17 protein-coding genes are annotated in these 18,262 nt (G+C 63.2%); 11 read left to right on the top strand and 6 right to left on the bottom strand.

The genetic code is table 11. The features are described from left to right. Window positions 1–41: 41 nt before the first annotated feature. Window positions 42–866, top strand: coding sequence for an NAD(P)H-dependent oxidoreductase (locus L0U82_RS27280; protein ID WP_233835997.1), 825 nt, complete (start codon window positions 42–44; stop codon window positions 864–866). A 219-nt stretch (window positions 867–1,085) separates the two neighbouring features. Continuing rightward, the gene (locus tag L0U82_RS27275) at window positions 1,086–1,934 is read left to right on the top strand and encodes an alpha/beta hydrolase (protein WP_233835996.1); all 849 of its coding nucleotides are present in this window, start codon (window positions 1,086–1,088) and stop codon (window positions 1,932–1,934) included. A 46-nt stretch (window positions 1,935–1,980) separates the two neighbouring features. On the opposite strand, the gene L0U82_RS27270 is transcribed toward L0U82_RS27275, so the two are convergent. Next, a complete protein-coding gene (locus tag L0U82_RS27270; protein WP_233835995.1) occupies window positions 1,981–3,270 on the bottom strand; it encodes an aspartate carbamoyltransferase in 1,290 nt (429 codons plus the stop codon). 460 nt (window positions 3,271–3,730) lie between these two features. Between L0U82_RS27270 and dapA the strand changes: the two genes are divergently transcribed. Further along, a complete protein-coding gene (gene dapA / locus L0U82_RS27265) occupies window positions 3,731–4,645 on the top strand; it encodes a 4-hydroxy-tetrahydrodipicolinate synthase (protein ID WP_233835994.1) in 915 nt (304 codons plus the stop codon). A gap of 162 nt (window positions 4,646–4,807) precedes the next feature. Here dapA and L0U82_RS27260 read toward each other — a convergent pair whose 3' ends face one another. Beyond that, window positions 4,808–5,236 (bottom strand): rhodanese-like domain-containing protein, encoded by a 429-nt coding sequence (locus L0U82_RS27260; protein ID WP_233835993.1) that lies wholly within the window; start codon window positions 5,234–5,236, stop codon window positions 4,808–4,810. A 147-nt stretch (window positions 5,237–5,383) separates the two neighbouring features. Between L0U82_RS27260 and ftrA the strand changes: the two genes are divergently transcribed. After that, on the top strand, window positions 5,384–6,349 hold the full coding sequence (gene ftrA, locus L0U82_RS27255; protein ID WP_233835992.1) for a transcriptional regulator FtrA: 966 nt from the start codon (window positions 5,384–5,386) through the stop codon (window positions 6,347–6,349). Between the two features lie 63 nt (window positions 6,350–6,412). On the opposite strand, the gene L0U82_RS27250 is transcribed toward ftrA, so the two are convergent. Next, window positions 6,413–6,940, bottom strand: a complete 528-nt coding sequence (locus tag L0U82_RS27250; protein ID WP_233835991.1) for a hypothetical protein — start codon at window positions 6,938–6,940, stop codon at window positions 6,413–6,415. A 192-nt stretch (window positions 6,941–7,132) separates the two neighbouring features. Here L0U82_RS27250 and L0U82_RS27245 point away from each other — a divergent pair, with 192 nt between their 5' ends. Continuing rightward, a complete protein-coding gene (locus L0U82_RS27245) occupies window positions 7,133–8,347 on the top strand; it encodes a DUF2252 domain-containing protein (protein WP_233835990.1) in 1,215 nt (404 codons plus the stop codon). A gap of 117 nt (window positions 8,348–8,464) precedes the next feature. On the opposite strand, the gene L0U82_RS27240 is transcribed toward L0U82_RS27245, so the two are convergent. Further along, complete coding sequence (locus L0U82_RS27240) at window positions 8,465–9,322, bottom strand: oxidoreductase (protein ID WP_233835988.1); 858 nt, start codon at window positions 9,320–9,322, stop codon at window positions 8,465–8,467. Between the two features lie 121 nt (window positions 9,323–9,443). Between L0U82_RS27240 and L0U82_RS27235 the strand changes: the two genes are divergently transcribed. After that, the gene (locus L0U82_RS27235; RefSeq protein WP_233835986.1) at window positions 9,444–10,415 is read left to right on the top strand and encodes a LysR family transcriptional regulator; all 972 of its coding nucleotides are present in this window, start codon (window positions 9,444–9,446) and stop codon (window positions 10,413–10,415) included. Window positions 10,416–10,463: 48 nt separating this feature from the next. Here the strand turns inward: L0U82_RS27235 and L0U82_RS27230 are convergent, their stop codons facing one another. Together L0U82_RS27230 and L0U82_RS27225 are read right to left on the bottom strand one after the other, a co-directional pair. Further along, window positions 10,464–12,062, bottom strand: a complete 1,599-nt coding sequence (locus L0U82_RS27230; protein WP_233835984.1) for an FAD-dependent monooxygenase — start codon at window positions 12,060–12,062, stop codon at window positions 10,464–10,466. A 79-nt stretch (window positions 12,063–12,141) separates the two neighbouring features. Further along, window positions 12,142–13,104: a GlxA family transcriptional regulator gene (locus L0U82_RS27225; RefSeq protein WP_233835982.1), complete on the bottom strand. Its 963-nt coding sequence runs from the start codon at window positions 13,102–13,104 to the stop codon at window positions 12,142–12,144. A 141-nt stretch (window positions 13,105–13,245) separates the two neighbouring features. Here L0U82_RS27225 and L0U82_RS27220 point away from each other — a divergent pair, with 141 nt between their 5' ends. The 5 genes from L0U82_RS27220 to L0U82_RS27200 all read left to right on the top strand — a co-directional run bounded on the left by L0U82_RS27220 (window position 13,246) and on the right by L0U82_RS27200 (window position 18,201). Continuing rightward, on the top strand, window positions 13,246–13,653 hold the full coding sequence (locus tag L0U82_RS27220; RefSeq protein ID WP_233835980.1) for an MAPEG family protein: 408 nt from the start codon (window positions 13,246–13,248) through the stop codon (window positions 13,651–13,653). A 58-nt stretch (window positions 13,654–13,711) separates the two neighbouring features. Continuing rightward, window positions 13,712–14,650, top strand: a complete 939-nt coding sequence (locus L0U82_RS27215; RefSeq protein WP_233835978.1) for a PLP-dependent cysteine synthase family protein — start codon at window positions 13,712–13,714, stop codon at window positions 14,648–14,650. Between the two features lie 152 nt (window positions 14,651–14,802). Next, window positions 14,803–15,420, top strand: a complete 618-nt coding sequence (locus L0U82_RS27210) for a dihydrofolate reductase family protein (RefSeq protein ID WP_233835976.1) — start codon at window positions 14,803–14,805, stop codon at window positions 15,418–15,420. 148 nt (window positions 15,421–15,568) lie between these two features. Then, window positions 15,569–16,498: an N-acetyl-gamma-glutamyl-phosphate reductase gene (gene argC, locus L0U82_RS27205; RefSeq protein WP_233835975.1), complete on the top strand. Its 930-nt coding sequence runs from the start codon at window positions 15,569–15,571 to the stop codon at window positions 16,496–16,498. A 287-nt stretch (window positions 16,499–16,785) separates the two neighbouring features. Further along, a complete protein-coding gene (locus L0U82_RS27200; RefSeq protein ID WP_233835974.1) occupies window positions 16,786–18,201 on the top strand; it encodes a GH1 family beta-glucosidase in 1,416 nt (471 codons plus the stop codon). Window positions 18,202–18,262: the final 61 nt, after the last annotated feature.

Here is an 18,262-nt window from a genome sequence, read left to right as displayed (position 1 = left end):
CGACACCTATCGTGGTTGCTTTCAGCCACGAAGGTATCGTCATGAACGTCCTGATTGTCTATGCGCACCCCGAACCCAAATCCTTGAACGGGTCCTTAAAGGATTTCACCGTCCAGCATCTCGAACGCGCCGGACATACGGTGCAGGTTTCCGATCTGTACGCAATGAACTGGAAGGCCTCGCTCGATGCAAACGACACCGTCGAGCGCCACGGCAGCGAGCGCTTTTTTCCGTCGCTCGAATCGCGGCATGCATTCGAGAACGGCCTGCAAAGCGAAGACATCGCGCGCGAGCAGCAGAAGCTGATCTGGGCGGATGCGGTGATCCTGCAGTTTCCGTTGTGGTGGTTTTCGATGCCCGCGATCCTGAAGGGCTGGGTGGAGCGCGTCTATGCGTATGGTCTCGCGTACGGGGTCGGCGAGCATTCCGATGCGCGCTGGGGCGAACGTTATGGCGAAGGGCGTTTTGCCGGCAAACGCGCGATGCTGGTCGTCACGACGGGCGGGTGGGAATCGCACTACAGCGCGCGCGGTATCAACGGGCCGATCGACGACGTGCTGTTTCCGATCCAGCACGGCATTCTCTATTACCCGGGCTTCGACGTCGTGCCGCCGTTCGTCGTCTATCGGACGAGCCGGGTCGACGATGCGAAATACGCCGCCACACGCGACGCACTCGGGCAGCGTCTCGATGATCTATGGACCACCGCGCCGATCGCGTTCCGGCCGCAGAACGGCGGCGCCTATGCGATTCCCGCGCTCACATTGCGGGACGATTTTGCGCCGGGGCAGGCAGGCTTTGCCGCGCACATCCAGCATGCCGACGAAGTCAAGGCGCCCGAAGCGGCGTTGATGTCCGACGCATAACTGGATGGATAGCGGCGTAGGCCGCTATCCGCGCGTCGATTGTCGTTCGATGGCTGGAGCCTGACGGATCGTATGCTTCGCTGAAATTTGGTTGTAAGTGGCTGTTGGTAGAGTCGTCGACGAAGATTTGCGTGATGCACGCGATAGCGTTTTCATTCGGATGGCTGACGGCGCAACCAACCACAGGCCGGCGGAAGAGAAGCGGGAGAGCGACCCACCATGAATCCAGTTCGTGCGTTCTGGCTCATTCTGATGCTCATCGCGTCACCGGCGTGGGCGTTTCAGTCACGCGTCGTCACGATTCCGAGCGCGGCGATGAATCGCTCGTTCGATGCGACCGTCGTGCTGCCCGATCAATACATGCGCGGCAATACGGCTGCGCGCTTTCCGGTCGTCTACGTGTTGCATGGCTCGGGCGGCGACTATACCGACTGGACCACGAACTCGAATATCGGCAAGCTCGCGGACCGCTATCACATGATTCTGGTAATGCCTGACGGCGGCCATGAGAGCTGGTATATCGACAGTCCCGTCGATCCGAGCAGCCGCTACGAAACCTATGTCGGCACCGAAGTGGTCGCCTATATCGATCAGCATTTCCGCACGATCGCAACGAAGCGCGCACGCGCGATTACGGGCTTGAGCATGGGCGGCTTCGGCGCGTTGCGAATCGCGCTCGACCGGCCCGACGTATTCGGCGCGGCGGGCAGTATCAGCGGCGCGGTGGATCCGCGCGGCAGCGAGGACGAGCCGGGCATCGAGCAGGTATTCGGCGATCCGTCACGCGATGCCGACTTCTGGAGCAGCGAAGCGATCGTCGCGGACGCACAGGATTTCGGCCGCGAACATATTGCGCTGACGATCGATTGCGGGGTCAACGACTCGCTGGTGCAGTCGAACCGCCTGCTGCACGAACGGCTCGTCGAACTCGGCGTGCCGCACGATTACGCGGAGCGGCCCGGCGGCCACACGTGGAAGTACTGGTCGAACGCGGTGAAGTACCAGGTGCTGTTCTTTGCCGGCGCGTTCAGACGCGCGGTGCGCGCGGCGAACGGCGCCACGATCTGAGCAGCCGGCAACGTGGCAGCAGTGGCCACTTAGGCCACGCAGTCGCTTAGTCGATGCCGTGAAACACCGCGTCGTCCGGCCCGAGATACACGGGCGGGCGCCATGCGGCGTCGCGCATCGAATGCTGGACCAGTTTCTCGACGCCGAGCAGCACCGCGAAAATCGCCATCCGCACCGGAATGCCGTTATCGGTCTGACGGAAAATCGCGAGCCGCGAATCGTGATTCAGATCGGTGCTCAGGTCGTTCGCGCCTGGGCGGCTGTCGCGCGGCAGCGGGTGCATGATCAGCGTGTCGGCGCCGCAGACGCCGTCGACGAGTGCCTGATTGATCTGGAAATCGGGCGTATAGCCTTCGAACGATTCGTCGGTGAAGCGCTCTTTCTGGATGCGCGTCGCGTACACGACGTCGGCGCCGCGCAAGCCGGTGTGCAGGTCGTGCGTCTGCTCGATCACATGACCGTTGCGCGAAATCTGCTCGATGATATAGCTGGGCATTTCGAGCATCGGCGGCGAGATCAGCGTGAACTTGATGCCGCGATACAACGCGAGCAGCTTGACCAGCGAGTGCACGGTACGTCCGTATTTGAGGTCGCCGACCAGCGCGATATGCGCGCCATCGACGATCTTGCCGAGCCGCGAAAACTCGCGCTGGATCGTGTACAGATCGAGCAGCGCCTGGCTCGGATGCTCGCCGGGACCGTCGCCGCCGTTGATCACCGGCACGTTGGTCGCGCGCGCGAATTCGGCCACGGAGCCTTGCTCCGGATGGCGAATCACCAGCGCGTCGACATAGCCGCTCATCACGCGGCTCGTGTCGTAAATCGATTCGCCCTTTGCCATTGACGAAAACGTGAAGCCGGTGGTGTCGCACACCGAGCCGCCGAGCCGGCAGAACGCGGCGCCGAAACTCACACGCGTACGCGTGCTGGCTTCGAAGAACAGATTGCCGAGCACCGCGCCTTCCAGCACGCGCGAGATTTTTCGACGTCGCGCGATCGGCTGCATGATGTCGGCGACGCGAAAGAGAGCCTCCACTGAATCGCGCGAGAACTGATCGACCGAGAGCAACTGCGGCCTGCCCTCGAACAGCATCTGGCTCGCGAGCGATTGCGAGTCTACGCTTTGCGTATATCGGTCGCCCGGCTCGGCGTTGACGATCTCCGACACGAAGCGCTCGACGATTTCCGGCATCGCCCGCGATTCCTGCGAGTCGTCAGGCAGCAGCCATGTATCGAGCGCCCGGCGCGACACGCCGATGCGGCTCGCGAACGTATCGCGCGTCATGTTCATGCGACGCATCGCATCGCGTAGGAAGGCTTGCTGCGGAACGCTCATAAGGGCACCTGTCGGAAAGAAGGGGACGGCGGGGGCTGTGGTACTGAATGTACGCGGTGCGTATATTAGTTTCCCCGTGGTGGAAGTCAAGCGCTTTTTCGAACGGGGGCGTCGCGATGGGCTGAATGTTGTTCGAACGCCGCTCGGAGGTAGTGGGGCTGCCCGTTGCGCGGCCTTCGCGGTTACACTGCCGTTCATGCATTCCGGCTTAACGTTCCGACTCCGTTCGTCGACTACCGCCCGCGTCGCTCTGATGAGCGCGGCGGTCGCACGCGCGAACCGGTGTCCGCGCAACGCCAAAGCCAAAGCCAAAAAACAGTCGCTCATCTGACCGGGGCATGCTGTTCCGTCGTCAGATGTGCGACGGAACGACCGGTCGACCGCCCGCCTGCGGCTCTCTGCCGTTTTCTCCCTCGCACCGCTGACCGGATTCGATACGGTCGTCATCGAGGTAGAAAACATGTCTGATTTCTCGGGTATCTGGATTCCACTGATTACGCCGTTCGCCGACGGCGCGGTCGATCACGCGGCGTTGCGCGCGCTCGTGCGCCGCTATGCCGACGCCGGCGTGGCCGGTCTCGTCGCGCTCGGCACCACCGGCGAGCCGGCGACGCTCGACGCCGCCGAACAGGATGCGGTGCTGGCGACGATTCTCGACGCTGCGCAGGCTGTCGGCGGCGCAACCGGCAGTACGGGTGCCGCCGACGCATCGTCGTCGCGTGCGTTGCCCGTGCTGGTCGGCGTGTCCGGCAATCACACGGCGAGCATGCTCGCGCGGATCGAGCAACTGAATTCGCTGCCGCTCGCGGGTCTGCTGATCGCCGCGCCGTATTACATCCGGCCCGCGCAGCAGGGGATCGTCGCGCATTTCAATGCGCTTGCCGACGCGAGCGCGCATCCCGTCGTGCTGTACGACATCCCTCAGCGCGCCGGCGTGCGGCTCGAACTCGACACGCTGCTGACGCTTGCCGCGCATCCGCGGATTCACGCGATCAAGGATTGCGCCGGCTCGCTCGATACGACGCTCGCGTTGATTCGCGACGGCCGTTTGCAAGTGCTCGCAGGCGACGACCTCGAGATCTTCAATACGTTGTGCGCGGGAGGCAGCGGTGCGATCGCTGCCTCCGCGCATTCGCGGCCAGAGTCTTTCGTCGCGATGTACCGCGCGTTGGCCGACGGGCGGCTCGCCGAAGGGCGGCGGATTTTCCACACGCTCGTGCCTCAGATCCAGCTCGCGTTCGCCGAACCGAATCCCGCGCCGGTGAAGGCGCTGCTCGCGGCCGAAGGCTGGATCAGCAACGAGTTGCGTATGCCGATGACGCGCGCGAGTGATGAGTTGAGTCGGCGGCTTGTGGAGTTGGTCGAGCGCGGATGAGGCGCGAAATCTGCAACGCTGCGCATGCCGAAGACGCGCGCGAGTGCGGCGTTGAGTCAGCAGCTTGCGGCGCTGGTCGAGCGCGGACGAAGGCCGAAAATTGAAGCGGCAGAAGCGGCTCGCGGTTGTGCGATACCGCTTCCGCCGACGGGTTCAGGCAAGTCAATCCAGCCGGCTCAACGACAACCCTTCATCGATCCAGCCAGTAATCCCGCCCGCCATCAACTTGACCGGCCGCCCAAGCTGCGCGAGCCGCAGTGCGCCGCGCGCGGCGCCGTTGCAATGCGGACCTGCGCAATACGTGACGAACAGCGTATCCACGGGATAGTCAGTCAGCTTCGACTCGACGATCTTGCCGTGCGGCAGGTTGAGCGCGCCTGGCACGTGACCTTGCGCGAACAGCGCGGGGCTGCGCACGTCGAGCAGCACGAAGCCGGGCGCACCGCTCGCGAGCGCGGCATGGACGTCGGAGCAATCGGTTTCGAATTGCAGCGACGCGTGAAAGTGCGCGAGCGCCGCGGCGCTATCGGCGGCGGGGATCGCGGTGACGGCGTTGGTAGACGGTTTGATAGTCGGGCTGGTAGTGGACATGGTGTACCGGGTTGGCAAATTGATCGGGTTGCGGGTCGCGGGTTGCAGATCGCTGGTGCTGAAATATTTCTTCAGGCGATTCGATTGTGCAGGCCACGCTGCCTGCGGATAAGTGGCGTAATCGTCAATCTCCGGTAACATCGCGCCATGCAAAACCATCTTGTCGTCGCGCTGGCCTACGACCGGCTCTGCACCTTCGAATTCGGCTGCGTGACCGAACTGTTCGCGCTCGAGCGTCCCGAACTCGGCGTGCCGTGGTATCGCTTCGCGGTCTGTGCGGCCGAGCCGGGGCCGATTCGCGCGGCGGGCGGCATCACGATCGCCGCGCCGCATACGCCGGCGCTGCTCGCGCGCGCGGACACGATCGTGATTCCAGGCTGGCGCGACGCGGATGAAGTGCCGCCGGCCGCACTGCTGAAAAAGATCCATCGTGCCTACGAGCGTGGCGCGCGGCTCTGTTCGATCTGCTCGGGCGTATTCGTGCTCGCGGCAGCCGGCGTGCTCGATGGCAAGACCGTGACGACCCACTGGCGCTACGCGGACAAATTGCAGCAGCGCTATCCGCAACTGCGCGTGCAGCCGGATGCGCTGTATGTCGACGAAGGACAGATCATCACGTCGGCGGGATCGGCGGCGGGGCTCGATATGCTGCTGCATCTGGTGCGGCGCGATCACGGCAGCGCGGTCGCCAATCGTGTCGCGCAACGGCTCGTGGTGCCGCCGCATCGCGAGGGCGGCCAGGCGCAGTTCGTGCCGCGTCCGGTGCCACCCGACGAAAGCAGCCGGCTCGCGAAGCTGATGGACTGGGTGCGCGGCCATCCGGCCGAGCCGCATACGCTGCGCTCGCTCGCCGAGCGCGCAGCGATGAGCCCGCGCACGCTGCAGCGCCAGTTTCGCGACGCGACCGGCATGGCGCCTTATGAGTGGCTGGTGCGCGAGCGCGTCGCGATTGCGCGCGAGCTGCTCGAAGCACAGGCGGCGATGCCGATGGTGCGCGTCGCCGAACTCGCGGGCTTCGGCTCGGAGGAGTCGTTGCGGCGGCATTTCCGGCGGATCGCGTTGACGAGTCCGGGCGCGTATCGGCGGAAGTTTGGGGTGGTGGAGGCGGGGTGAGGGGGAGTGGTTACGGTGGCCGCGCTTATTGCACGCTGATCGCGTTGCGCGATGACAGAATCGCTACGCGAGCGGACGCCGATGACGAGCGATCGCACAGCGTGCGGTACCTGCCATTACCATGAGCATGATCGCGGACGTCGCCGGAAAGGCCCAGTCGAGCATGCGGTACGCGCGATCGACACCGTAGGTTTCTTTCAGCCATGTCCAGCACGGGTGCGACGCATCGATGAAATGCCATGCGTAGCCGAACCACCAGAGCGCATTCGCCAGCAACAGAATCGCGGCGCTGTTGAACGCGAGCAGTAGCGCGTAAAACTCGAAGTCCGAGCCTTTCGACCGCAGCCATCTGCGATAGCCATAGGCGATCAGTCCACCAATCGCCGCCATGCCGGCAATGAGCAACACACCGAATACGAGATCGAGCTTCTGATCGACCGTGTCGGCACCATACGCCCGAACCAGAAGTTGCCAGACGGGATTCGAAACACCGAGGATCGATTCACCGATTCGCTCTGACCATAACGCGCTAACTCCAGCCAGCGCAAACAGTACAAACACGCCGGACGCGACAAGGCAGGCTTTTTTCATTGAACGGTCAAGACGCCGTAGGCGGATAGTGATGTGCCTTCGACAGGATGGCACAGTGTGCTTCCGAAGAGAGTTCTGATCGTGCCACGGTGCTTCTGCACACCGCAATAGATTTGCCGCCCTCGAACCCGTAAGCTTTACGACAATTTGCATTCGTAAAATTAACTGCCACCGCCATCGAAGGAAGCATCCATGTCCGACATCGCGAAGATCATCGCCAGTTTCAACGCGGGCCGCGACCCCGAACGGCTCGCGATGAAATACCAGGCCATGCGCGGCTCGCCGTTCGTGTTTCTGCGTGGCACCTGTCATCTGTTCTATGACCGCTTGCCGCGCACGAAGGTGCTCGACGATGCGCCACCCGTGTGGATCTGCGGCGACATGCACTTCGAGAATTTCGGCAGCTACAAGGGCGACAATCGCCTGATCTATTTCGACAACAACGATTTCGACGAAGCGTGTCTCGCGCCGGTGCCGTACGAGCTCGTGCGTCTGCTGACGAGCGTGCTGGTCGCCGCGTCCGATCTGAAGCTGAGCCGCGCGCAGGCGCTCGCGTTATGTCACACCGCGCTCGATGCATATGCCACCGCGCTCGCGTTCGGCAAATCGCGCTGGATCGAAGCGGAAACCGCGGTCGGCATGGTGCGCGAGCTGCTCGACGGACTCGCGAGCCGCACGCGCGCCGCGCATCTCGACCGGCGTACGGTGCTCAAAGGCAAGACCCGTGTGCTCAAGGTCGACGGCAAGAAGGCGTTGCCGGTGAGCGACGAACAACGCGCGGCGGTCATGCAGTTCATGCAGCGGTTCGCGGCGGCGGAGCCGAATCCCGAGTTCTATCGCACGCTCGATGTCGCGCGGCGCATCGCGGGTACCGGCAGTCTTGGCGTCGATCGCTACGTGATTCTGGTCGAAGGCAAGGGCTCGCCGGACGGCAACTATCTGATCGATCTGAAAGAGGCGCTGCCGTCGTCGGTCAGTCCACACGTGCGCGTTGCGCAGCCGAAATGGCAGACCGACGCGCAACGCGTCGTCGAAGTGCAGCGGCGCAATCAGGGGGTATCGCAGGCGTTTTTGCGCGCCGTCGATTTCGACGGGCGCTCGTATGTGTTGCGCAGTCTGCAGCCATCGGAAGACCGCGTCGCGCTCGCCGACTGGGACGGCAAGCTGCCGAGGCTGGAGGAGGTGATCAACAGCATGGCCGAGCTGAGCGCGTGGGCGCATCTGCGCAGCGGCGGGCGGCAGAAGTCGGCGATCGCCGACGATCTGATCGCATTCGGCAACCGGCGCGACTGGCAATTGCCGTTGATCGATCTCGCGACCCAATGCGAGAAACAGGTCGCGGAAGACTGGAAGGCGTACTGCGATGCTTTCGATCGCGGCGCGTTCGATGTGACGAAGAAAGCGTGAGTAGCGACGCGAACCGCACGCTGATTCCGCTCGCGGCAAAACGGCGGCCACGCAAACGCGAGGCCGCCGTTTTCTTTTGTGCCGCGCAGTCAATCGAGCGGCAACTGAGACATCACCTCAAGCAGCAAAATCAGTCGATGCCGACAACTCCCTCCACGCCGCCGTTTCCTGCTCTACATAAGCATTCTTTGCAGCGATAGCGGCCAGCGTATCGGTGCCGAGCGGCAGACGCACCGGCGGATCGTTTGCGTCGACCAGCTTGATCATCGCGGCCGCGAGCTTCACCGGGTCGCCGGGCTGGTTGTGATTCAACTGCGTGGCCTTGTGGCGAACCGCACCGGAAGTTTCCGCGTAATCGTCGATCACGTCCGGCGCGACCAGCAGCGAAGACGCATCGAGAAAGTCGGTGCGGAAATATCCCGGCTCGACCACCGTCGCATGAATGCCGAGCGGTTTCAATTCGGCATGCAAGGCCTCGGTAATCCCTTCGACCGCGAACTTCGTCGACGAGTACACGCCGAAGCCCGCCGCGGCCCGATAGCCGCCGATCGACGAAATGTTGATCACGTGCCCCGAGCGCTGCGCGCGCATCGCCGGCAACACGGCGCGCGTCACGTTCAGCAAGCCGAACACGTTGGTGTCGTACATGCGGCGCGCGTCCTTGTCGGTGGATTCCTCCACCGCGCCGAGCAGGCCGAAGCCGGCGTTGTTGACCAGCACGTCGATGCGGCCGAATTTTTCGATTGCCGCCTGCGCGGCAGCTCTCGCCTGGGACTCGTCGGTCACGTCCAGCGCAACCGGCAGCAGTGCCGCCGACTCGCCAAGCCGCTCGACGATCGCCGCTGCGTTGCGGCCGGCGGCCACCACCGCGTTGCCGTCGGCGAGCGCCGCTTCCGCAATCAGTGCACCGATACCGCGCGACGCACCCGTGATGAACCAGACGCGCTTGAAACCACCTTGTTGGATCGCAGCCATGATGTTTCTCCTACGTGTGTGTGATGAAGTGATGCCATCGTAGGCTCGCCGATTAACATAAACTAGCCGTCTATCGGTGGAGTCATAATCAACGTTTATTTGCGAATCGGGGTGCCAAACGATGAACGGAATCCGTGCGATCAACACCTTCGTGCGCGCCGCGACGCTCGGCAGCCTGCGCGGCGCGGCCGTCGATCAGGGCATCTCGCCGCAGGCCGCGAGCCATGCGGTCATGCAACTGGAGAAGGACCTCGGCGTGCGGCTGTTTCATCGGACCACCCGCAAGCTGAGCCTGACCGAGGAGGGCCAGCGGCTGTTCGATAGCGTGAAACCGGCACTGGCGATGCTGTCGTCCGCGCTCGACGAGGCGCGGCGCTCGCAAGAGGAAGTGGGCGGCATGCTGCGCGTCAGCGCGCCGCGCGCGCTCGGGTTGCCGGTGCTGTGGCCGTACTTCGAGGAATTCCAGAAGCGCTATCAGAACGTGCAACTCGAAGTGCAACTCGACGATCAGTTCACTGACCTCGTCACCGATCGCGCCGATGTCGGGTTTCGCGGCGGACCGCCGCCGGCGGGTGGTTCGATCGCACGCAGACTCGTGCCGATTCAACTGATCGTGTGTGCGTCGCCCGACTATATCGAGCGTCGTGGTGCGCCGCGGACCATCGACGAACTGGCGCAGCATCGCTGCACCGGCTACCGGCGCGCCAACACCGGCAAGCTCGCGCAGTGGCAGTTCCGGATCGGCGATGAGATCGTCTATCGCGATCTGCCCGCCGCGATCTGCGTGAACGACCCGGAAATGGAAACGCAGGCGGTGCTTGCGGGTCTCGGCATCGGGCAGCTAGGCAGCTTCAACGCGACCACGCATATCCGCAGCGGCCGCCTCGTGCCGTTGCTGACGCAACACGTGTCCGAGTACGGGATGATCTACATCTACTACGGGCATCGAACCGAGCAGTCGTTGCGCGTGAAGACGTTTATCGACTTCATGGTCGAGCGCATGGCCGGCAATCGCAACTTCTTTCTCGATCAGGCGGAGCTTGACGCGGCGCAGCCGACGCAGCGGCGCCGTGCAACGAAAAAACGTGGCTAGCCGCTGCGTCGGTGCACGCGACGAACGTAACCAACGCAACGAACGCGATCAGGACGGCTCGCCGCGCATCGGCTTCAGCCAGCCTTCCACGGCGGCAGCCGGACAATGATCGCCGCGCCAGCCGATATGACCATCCGGCCTGATGATCCATACCGCCCCGCCGATTGCGCGGTAGGTAGCGGCGAACTCGCCTGCGGTATCGGTCAGCGTCGTCATCAGTTCGGAATCCGGCGTGTCGCAGCCCGGTGCCCTGATCAGCAGCGCCGATGCGTCGCCACCCGACAACGCCGCAAAAGCGCGGCAGACATCGATGAAGTTGTCGTACTGCTGCTCGGCCGCGTCGATATAGCCGATCAGCGTGTAGCGTCCGCGGCCGAGGAATTCGTGCAGCCGCCTCGCGCGTCCGACGAAACGTTGTGACAGGCCGCATGCTTCCGCAGCCCGATCACCCGCGGTCGGTGCGGCCGGATCGGCGTCGGGCCATCTGTCGACGACGATCGGGCTGTCGCGATAGCCGATCAGCAACTGGGTTTCGCGCATCGCCGGATTGGCGGCCTGCCGCGCGAGCACCGCGTTGAGCGCCGCGCTGGTCGCTCTGACGACATCGACGCCGACCGGATGCCGTTCCGCGTGATAACTGTCGAGCAGCTGCGGACTGGCACGGCCTTGCGCGACATAGGCGAGTTTCCACGCGAGATTGTGCGCATCCTGCAGACCGGTGTTCATACCCTGGCCGCCCACCGGCGGATGAATGTGCGCGGCGTCGCCGGCAATGAATACGCGGCCATGTGCATAAGCGGACGCGATGCGATGGCTGACCCGATACACGGACGACCAGCGCATCGACGACAGTCGCGCCCCGTCCGGCAGCGACGGCAGCATTAGCGCGCACATCGTGTCGAAGTCCGGGGCGGCAGTGCTGGCCAGCGACGCGGCCAGTTCGTCGGGCACGACCGTCGACAGCCGATAGCGCCGTGCCGAACCGCGAACGGGCACAGCCATCACGCTGGTTTTCGCGTGCTCCGGATTGGTTGATTCGAATCGGTACGCGGGTCCGCGCGGCAGCGTCCAGTCGACATCCAGATCGGCGAGCGCGAAGGTCTGCGGATATTGCTCGCCGTCGAACGACAGGCCCAGCGTCGCGCGCACCTTACTGTGCGCGCCATCGCATCCGACCAGCCACTTGCAGCGCACGCTGTGCGTCTCGCCTTCAGCGTCCGTCAAATGCGCTTCGACGCAATCCGGCTGTTGCGCGAAGCTATCGAGCGTCAGGCCGTAATGCACGCGGCCGCCATGCTCCGTCAGAGAAGCTTCGAGCAGCCGCTCGGTCTCGTACTGCGCGAGCGACAGCGATCCATACGGCAAGCCATGTTCCGGTACGCGCATGCTGCGCTCCGGCACGACCGCGCCATCGACGCGGGTTTCGACGCTGGTAATCCACGTCCCCGCATCGATCGCGCGATCGACGATGCCGAGGTCGTCGAAAATTTCGAGCGTACGCGGCGTAACGCCGAGCGCTTTGCAGAAGAAGCCGCGCGTGGACATCCGGTCGATCACGCTCACCGCCACACCGGCGCGCTGCAATTCGGTGCCGAGCAACAACCCGACCGGACCTGCGCCAACGACGAGCACATCGACGTCTTCCATGCGTTGCTCCCGATAGTTGATGGCGCTGCCGCGAAGGGATCACAAAAGGATCACAAAAGCATAGGCGGTAAACCGCGCGCTACAGCATCTCCGCGCGCAACTCTCGCACCCCGTGACCGAGCTTGCGGCGTAGCAAGGTTCGCAACGTCGCCGAGTCAGCGTAGCCCACTTCGCTCGCGATGGTCTCCAGGTTGCAACCTGTCGAAACGAGGTGGCGCGCGCGTTCGATTCGCAGATCCTGGAAGAACTCCAGCGGCGACTTGCCCAGTACCGCCTCCGTGCGGCGCTGCAACGTGCGCGAATGAACCGATAACGCGCTGGCCGCGTCCGTCAGCGAAAAGCCGTTGGACAGGTTCTCCCGCGCCCATCGTTCGAACTTCGAAATCAGCGGATCCGCATGCGCCAGATGGTCCGGAATGATGTAGTGCGCCTGAGATGCGCGTTGGTCGATCAGCATGAAGCGGGCGACGAGCGCGGCCAGTTCCGGCGTGGTCTGGCGAATCAGCCACAGTGCAAGATCGAGATGGCCCATCGCGGCTGCCGCGGTTACGACGCCACGCGATTCGACGATCATGCGTGAATCGTCCAGCTTGATGCTCGGATAGCGCTGCCGGAAAAACGGCGCGAGCGACCACGTGGTGGTGGCTTCGCCGTCGTTCAGAATGCCGGCTTCGGCGAGCACGAACGTACCGATACAGGCCCCCGCGATGTTGATGCCCGTCGCGTGCCAGTTCTGCAAGTGCGTGATCGCGTCGCGCACATCGCGGCGCTCCAACATTGCCGCCAGACGCTCAGGCTGTTTTGCGTTCAACGCCGGAAACACTACCCAATCGGGACGAGGGAAGGCGTCCAACGGTTCGACGGATGCCGACAGCCCCCGCGCGGTACGCACACGCCTGCGTGGGCCGATCAGCTTGACATCGAAAGGCGGCGCGTCGAATCCTTGCGCGGCCGCCAGTTCGTTGGCGTTGGCGAACGTATCGAGCAGTACGGTCATGCCGGTGTCGAACACGTCGTCGAGGACAAAGAGGCTCAGTTTCATATCGTCGTATGGAATGTCGTGAATGTCGATATTTATGTCATTTGTGACTATAGTGCGCGCCCGTTGGCACGTCTAGACTGCGAAGCAATCCGGGCATCGATATCGGCCCCGGCACCTTCTGCCCGATCGGAGCATGCACTGATGAAATTCACCCCGGAACTGTACGTCCTGATACTCACCGCGACCGCGACGCTGCTGATGTGGGTCCCCTACACGGTCGCGCGAATCTTCACGCGCGGATTGGTGGCGACGCTCGGCAATCCCGAGCCGTCGCATCCGGCCGATCCGCGCTGGGCCGAACGCGCGCGCCGCGCGCATGCGAATGCAATCGAGAATCTCGCGGTGTTCGCAACCTTCGTGCTGATCTTCGCGGCGATAGGCACGAGCACGCCGGCGACGGTGTTCGCGGCCTGGCTGTACCTGATCGCGCGACTGGTGCACTACGTCGTCTACGCGGCGGGTATCCCGGTGGTGCGTACGCTATCGTTCGTGGCCGGCTTTGCGGCGACACTCGTGTTTGCCATCGTGTTGCTCGGCCAGTTCAGCTAGCCGCAAATCGTCCGCGTTCGTTCATCTACGTTCGTTTGTCTACTTCGTGAGGTCAGTGATGGAATCTTTGCCCAATACCATTCTCGACACGATCGGCAATACGTCGCTATTGCAGCTGCGCAATGTGACGCCAGCCAACGGCGCGCGGATTTTCGTCAAGCTGGAAAGCCAGAATCCGACCGGAAGCATGAAGGACCGCATGGCGCTCGCGATGATCGAAGCGCCGGAGCGCGACGGACGTTTGAAGCCCGGCGGCGCGGTCGTCGAATACACGGGTGGCAGTACCGGTGTTTCGCTGGCGCTGGTGTGCTCCGTTAAAGGACATCCGCTGCATCTGGTGTCGTCCGATGCATTCTCGAAAGAGAAACTCGATCACATGCGCCTGCTCGGCGCGAAGCTGACCATCGTGCCAAGCGATGGCGGCAAGCAAACCGAGAAGCTGACCAAGGACATGATTCGCGAAGCGCACCGGATTGCCGACGAGATGGGCGCGTACATCACCGCGCAAATGGAAAACACGGATCAGCTCGCCGCTTATACGAAGATGGCCGACGAAATCTGGGACCAAACCGGCGGCCGTATCGATGGCTTTGTCGGGAGCGTCGGCACGGCGGCATCGCTGCGCGGGATTTCGGCGCGCTTGCGGGAGCACGATAAGCGAATTCGTGTGGTCGGTGTCGAGCCGGCGGAGTCCGCGGTGCTGTCGGGCGGCCCGACCGGTGCGCACAAGATCGACGGCATCGGTGCTGGCTATGTCGTACCGCTTTGGCACGACGGGATTGCCGACGAACTCGAACCTGTGTCCACCGACGAAGCCCGCGCGATGGCGTTTCGGCTGGCGGCCGAGGAGGGGCTGTTCTGCGGCACGTCCACGGGTGCGAACGTGGCAGGCGCGCTGCGCCTCGCTGAACGGCTCGGACCGGACGCCGCGATCGTGACGATCATGTGCGATACGGGTATGAAGTATCTGAAGGCGTTTGCGCAAGCGCCGGATTGATGGCGTCGCTTTGCGTTGCGGTGCTGTGCAGCACGGTTCCGGACGGTATGTCGTGCGTCCGGAACATGAACACCGCTGTCGCGTTGTCGATTTCGTTGTGAGTCGTTCGTCGTATTGATGAGCCGAGTCGGCCCATCGATCTGGAGAACCTCATGCGCAAGCTTACTGTTTCCACTTTCATCAGCCTGGATGGCGTTATTCAGGGCCCCGGCGGGGCTCAGGAAGATACCAGCGACGAATTCCGCTTTGGCGGCTGGATCGTTCCGTATGCCGACGAGGCCGTCGGTCAACACGTGCAGGATCTGCTCGCGCAGCCGTTCGAGCTGCTGCTGGGGCGTCGCACGTACGACATATTCGCGTCGTACTGGCCGCATGTGCTGGCGGATTCGGATAGTCGCGGGATTGCCGATCTGTTCAACCGCGTACCGAAGCATGTGGCGACGCATCAGTCGGACGCGCTCGAGTGGCAGAACAGTCGTGCGATCGTCGGCGAGCTTGCTGACGCGGTACGTAGGCTGCAGCGTCAGGACGGCGCGGATCTGTTGACGTTCGGCAGCGGCGAACTGGTGCGCCAACTGCTTGCGGCGGGGCTGGTGGACGAGCTTTGTCTGCTGGTTTATCCCGTCATGCTGGGGCGCGGCAAGCGGCTGTTCGGCGATGATGCACTGCCGTCCGCATTCACGTTGGCGCATTCGGCTACGACGCCTGACGGGGTGTTGATTACTCGTTATTTGCGTGATGGTGAGGTTCGGACGGGGGAGTTTGAGTAGGGGGAGCGGCAGTGGAGGTCCCCGTCGACATTCAGAAAATCTGAATGTCGACGTTGCCAAATTCAACTTTCTCTATTCCACTGGTCGATGGAACATAGCGGCTCGTTGCACCTCTGCTAAAACCAACTGCCACCGGAGTATTCCCCGCATGAACTCTCCCGTTGTTTTTATCGACGGCGACCAGGGCACCACTGGCTTGCAAATCCACGATCGCCTGCGCGACCGGAGCGACCTGAGACTGTTCACGCTTGCCGCCGCGGAACGCAAAGATCCGCAGCGTCGCGCGGAAGCCATTAACGCGTGCGATATCGCCATCCTCTGTTTGCCCGATGCCGCCGCGCGCGAAGCCGTGGACGCGATCGTTAATCCCGCCGTCAGAGTCATCGATGCGAGTTCCGCTCATCGCACGCGACCGGATTGGACATACGGCTTTGCGGAAATGGCGCAAGGACAGGCCGAGCGGATCGCGAACGCACATCGGGTCACCAATCCCGGTTGCTATCCGACCGGAGCGATTGGTCTGCTGCGTCCGCTGTCGCAAGCTGGTCTCATACCGGACAACTATCCCGTCAACATTCATGCAGTGTCCGGTTATTCCGGACGTGGGCGCGCGGGTGTGGAGGAACACGAGGGGCAGGGCGGCGTCAACGCGCTTGCCTTTCAGGTGTATGGCCTCGATCTCGCGCACAAGCACACGCCGGAAATCCAGCAGCATGCCGGGCTCGCGCAACGTCCGATCTTCGTCCCCGCCATAGGCGCGTTCCGTCAAGGCATCGTGCTGACGGTGCCGTTGGCGTTGCGGCTGCTGGCACCCGGCGTGGATGGCGCCGCGTTACATGCATGCCTCGCACGCCACTACGCGGAGGCGGCTCACGTACGCGTGTTGCCGCTGCACGAATCGCGCGCGTTGCAGCAACTCGATCCGCAAGCGCTGAACGGCACGAACGACATGCACTTAAGCGTGTTTTCCAACCAGGAACACGGACACGTGCTGCTGTCCGCGGTTTTCGATAATCTCGGCAAAGGCGCTGCCGGTGCCGCGGTTCAGAACCTGAACCTGATGCTCACGCACCAGTAGTGGTCGATGGATCGAGCTGACGTTCGGTTCGGGTGCATTGCATCAGAATGCCCGAACGTCAGCCCGATCCTTCATTTCCGATGCACCTCGCATCCCCCGTTTCCCATGCCAGCCACGCTCCAGACAAACCCTGATTGCTGCCTGGATTTGCCCGCTGCTATCTTTCGCTGGTCTGTGTGGAAGCGCTTCCACTGACGAGCCCGCGACCCGATCCCCGCGAGGCTCGAACGGTGGCGAGCCGCTTTGCGCCACACCCGATTCAACGACCTCAGCGCAGGAGAGAATCCGTGGGAAACGACGCATCCGCAGTCCTCGATACCATCTCGCCGCCATCCGCCGGCGCCCCGCATGCCGACCTGTTCACGCCGCCCGCCGATTCGTCGCTGTGGCGTAAGGACTTTCTGCTCGGCGCGGCTACCGCGTCGTATCAGATCGAGGGCGCGGTCAACGAAGACGGCCGTCTGCCGTCGATCTGGGACACGTTCTCGGCAACGCCGGGCAAAGTGCTGGCCGGCGACACCGGCGCCGTCGCATGCGATCACTATCATCGCTGGGAACAGGACGTCGAACTGCTCGCGGGGCTCGGCCTCGAAGCGTATCGGCTGTCGGTGGCATGGCCGCGCGTAATGCACGCCGACGGCACGCCGAATCGCAACGGGCTCGACTTCTACAAGCGTCTGCTTACGCGGCTGAAAGAGAAGGGCATCAAGACGTTCGTCACGCTGTATCACTGGGATTTGCCGCAGTATCTGGAAGATCGCGGCGGCTGGCTCAATCGCGATACCGCGTATCGTTTCGCCGATTACGCGGATCTGATGAGCCGCGAACTGCATGGCCTGGTCGACGCATGGGCCACACTGAACGAGCCTTGGTGTTCCGCGTATCTCGGCTATGGCAACGGTCATCACGCGCCGGGTCTGACGAACGTGCGTTATGCGACGCAGGCGATGCATCATCTGCTGCTCGCGCACGGGCTCGCGATTCAGGTGCTGCGCGCGAACGATCCGACATCGCACAAGGGCATCGTCGCGAACGTCGGCCGCGGCACGCCGGATAGCGACAGTGCCGCCGATCGTCGCGCGGCCGAACTGTTCGAAGTCCAGCACAATGCGTGGATTCTCGATCCGCTGTTCAACGGCGAGTATCCGCAAGCGCTGTTCGAACTATGGCCGGGCACCGAACCGCTCGTGCTCGACGGCGATATGCAGACCATCTCGACGCCGCTCGATTTTCTCGGCATCAACTATTACTTCCGCACGAATGTCGCGAGCGATGGCGCGCATGGTTTCAAGGACGTCCCGCTCGCTGGTGTCGAGCGCACGCAGATGGGTTGGGAGGTCTATCCGGATGGTCTGCGCGATCTGCTCACTGGTTTCAGGGCCGACTACGCGAATTTGCCGCCGATCTACATCACCGAAAACGGCATGGCGTCGAACGACCAGGTCATCGATGGCCATGTCAAGGATACGCAGCGCATCTCGTTTCTGAAGCGCCATCTTGCCGCGGTCGATCAGGCAATCAAGGCCGGCGTCGACGTGCGCGGCTATTTCCTGTGGTCGCTAATGGATAACTTCGAATGGGCATTCGGTTACGAGCGGCGCTTCGGCATCGTGCATGTCGATTACGGCACGCAGAAGCGTACGATCAAGCGCAGCGCGGAACTGGTCGCGAAGTTTCTGAAAGAGCGCGATGCGCTGGCATGAACGACAACACAACAAGCGCCGCATCATCAGGCGCAAATAACAACGTGAAGCGATGAAGTAA

The organism is Paraburkholderia sp. ZP32-5 (assembly GCF_021390495.1).
Classification (GTDB): domain Bacteria; phylum Pseudomonadota; class Gammaproteobacteria; order Burkholderiales; family Burkholderiaceae; genus Paraburkholderia.
This window is presented reverse-complemented; position numbering and strand designations above follow the sequence as displayed.

What these genes read in the sequence shown, in the direction of transcription:
- ftrA (WP_233835992.1), top strand. Translation starts at nt 5,384, where the DNA reads ATGCAAAACCATCTTGTCGTCGCGCTGGCCTACGACCGGCTCTGCACC.
- L0U82_RS27275 (WP_233835996.1), top strand. Translation starts at nt 1,086, where the DNA reads ATGAATCCAGTTCGTGCGTTCTGGCTCATTCTGATGCTCATCGCGTCA.
- L0U82_RS27220 (WP_233835980.1), top strand. Translation starts at nt 13,246, where the DNA reads ATGAAATTCACCCCGGAACTGTACGTCCTGATACTCACCGCGACCGCG.
- L0U82_RS27225 (WP_233835982.1), bottom strand. Translation starts at nt 13,104, where the DNA reads ATGAAACTGAGCCTCTTTGTCCTCGACGACGTGTTCGACACCGGCATG.
- L0U82_RS27210 (WP_233835976.1), top strand. Translation starts at nt 14,803, where the DNA reads ATGCGCAAGCTTACTGTTTCCACTTTCATCAGCCTGGATGGCGTTATT.
- L0U82_RS27245 (WP_233835990.1), top strand. Translation starts at nt 7,133, where the DNA reads ATGTCCGACATCGCGAAGATCATCGCCAGTTTCAACGCGGGCCGCGAC.
- L0U82_RS27235 (WP_233835986.1), top strand. Translation starts at nt 9,444, where the DNA reads ATGAACGGAATCCGTGCGATCAACACCTTCGTGCGCGCCGCGACGCTC.
- L0U82_RS27280 (WP_233835997.1), top strand. Translation starts at nt 42, where the DNA reads ATGAACGTCCTGATTGTCTATGCGCACCCCGAACCCAAATCCTTGAAC.
- L0U82_RS27250 (WP_233835991.1), bottom strand. Translation starts at nt 6,940, where the DNA reads ATGAAAAAAGCCTGCCTTGTCGCGTCCGGCGTGTTTGTACTGTTTGCG.
- L0U82_RS27215 (WP_233835978.1), top strand. Translation starts at nt 13,712, where the DNA reads ATGGAATCTTTGCCCAATACCATTCTCGACACGATCGGCAATACGTCG.
- L0U82_RS27240 (WP_233835988.1), bottom strand. Translation starts at nt 9,322, where the DNA reads ATGGCTGCGATCCAACAAGGTGGTTTCAAGCGCGTCTGGTTCATCACG.
- L0U82_RS27260 (WP_233835993.1), bottom strand. Translation starts at nt 5,236, where the DNA reads ATGTCCACTACCAGCCCGACTATCAAACCGTCTACCAACGCCGTCACC.
- dapA (WP_233835994.1), top strand. Translation starts at nt 3,731, where the DNA reads ATGTCTGATTTCTCGGGTATCTGGATTCCACTGATTACGCCGTTCGCC.
- L0U82_RS27270 (WP_233835995.1), bottom strand. Translation starts at nt 3,270, where the DNA reads ATGAGCGTTCCGCAGCAAGCCTTCCTACGCGATGCGATGCGTCGCATG.
- L0U82_RS27230 (WP_233835984.1), bottom strand. Translation starts at nt 12,062, where the DNA reads ATGGAAGACGTCGATGTGCTCGTCGTTGGCGCAGGTCCGGTCGGGTTG.
- argC (WP_233835975.1), top strand. Translation starts at nt 15,569, where the DNA reads ATGAACTCTCCCGTTGTTTTTATCGACGGCGACCAGGGCACCACTGGC.